The following is a 1,095-nucleotide window of genomic DNA, read 5'->3' on the forward strand; positions in this document are numbered from 1 at the left end:
AGCTATATAGAAGAAATCATAGCACAAAAAGAATTTGAAGCCGCGCAAATAACCCTTGACGATCTTTTCCCTGAATCTCCCGGCGGGTGTATTTGCGGTGCGCCTTGCGGGTGCTATGACGGATAGAAAGGAGGGGGACGCATGAAAAAGAAAGTCAAATTCCCGGACTGGACACGGATGGCGGGACAGCTTATCACGCGCAACCGGGAGAATGACCCGCGGCCCATTTGGAGGGAATACGATCAAGACCCGGCGGGCGATTCTCTTTCCCTACGGGTGACGCTGGAAATCGCCGGGAGTTCGACCCTCTTTGAAGATTTCGACAGCGAGGAAGCCCGCGCCGCGGCCTACTTGGAGCGGAGCCGCCGGGTAACGTATGTAAACGCGCTGGGGTTCGCTGAACAGTTGTGGCGGGCCGCGCCCGCCCGTCAATATGTTGTTCTGTTCAGGCCGGAAAATCCGAACGTCGGTCATGAAGCGATTTGCATTTATCAACGCTTGTCGCCATATCCGGCGACGGGAAAGGCGGTGCAATGATGGACAAGCCGAAATTTCTTTACATGGTACAGAGTTCGAGCGGGCGCACGCTTCACGTTTGGGCCGCGTCCGGCAATCAGGCAAAGCGGGAGTTTTGCCGGGAATACGGGATAAGCCCCAGCGACTATTGGTGCGGCCTGTCTGACCTGACCGCCCGGAGGTTGAAGCCGGAAGAGGTCAAGGCGTGGGAAGCCGACGCACAGGCGGAGCGCGACACCCTGATTTTTATTCGGGGAATGCTGGAGATCGGCGCGAAAGCCTATGCAGAACGGGGGTGCGTTGTATGAGTGCTTGCCGCGGGTGCGGGCGTGCTATCGACTGGATAAAGACGACAGCCGGAAAGAATATGCCCGTTGACCCTGAACCCGTATTCTTGATCGAGGGGGACGGGCGCGACCGTTTCGTGACGGACGACGGCGCGGTGATTGTCGGGCGGGTTGCCCACCCGGAAGAGGAAAGCCGCGATCTTCCCGTTGCCTTTGTGCCACATTGGAAAACTTGCCCGAATGCAGGGGATTTCCGGCGGAGCGGGAGGGGGTGAGAGCATGAAGCGTCAAT

General features: G+C 58.1%; 2 protein-coding genes. Both read left to right on the forward strand.

The genetic code is table 11. The annotated features are described in order from the left end of the window. The first annotated feature begins 141 nt into the window (after positions 1 to 141). The gene (locus D7X94_RS17955; RefSeq protein ID WP_120429183.1) at positions 142 to 537 is read left to right on the forward strand and encodes a hypothetical protein; all 396 of its coding nucleotides are present in this window, start codon (positions 142 to 144) and stop codon (positions 535 to 537) included. Next, positions 537 to 824, forward strand: coding sequence for a hypothetical protein (locus D7X94_RS17960; RefSeq protein ID WP_147401781.1), 288 nt, complete (start codon positions 537 to 539; stop codon positions 822 to 824). Before D7X94_RS17955 ends, D7X94_RS17960 begins: the two co-directional genes overlap by 1 nt. The last annotated feature ends 271 nt before the right edge of the window (positions 825 to 1,095 follow it).

The organism is Acutalibacter sp. 1XD8-33, from assembly GCF_003612555.1.
Taxonomy (GTDB): domain Bacteria; phylum Bacillota; class Clostridia; order Oscillospirales; family Acutalibacteraceae; genus Acutalibacter.

What these genes read in the sequence shown, in the direction of transcription:
- D7X94_RS17955 (WP_120429183.1), top strand. Translation starts at nt 142, where the DNA reads ATGAAAAAGAAAGTCAAATTCCCGGACTGGACACGGATGGCGGGACAG.
- D7X94_RS17960 (WP_147401781.1), top strand. Translation starts at nt 537, where the DNA reads ATGGACAAGCCGAAATTTCTTTACATGGTACAGAGTTCGAGCGGGCGC.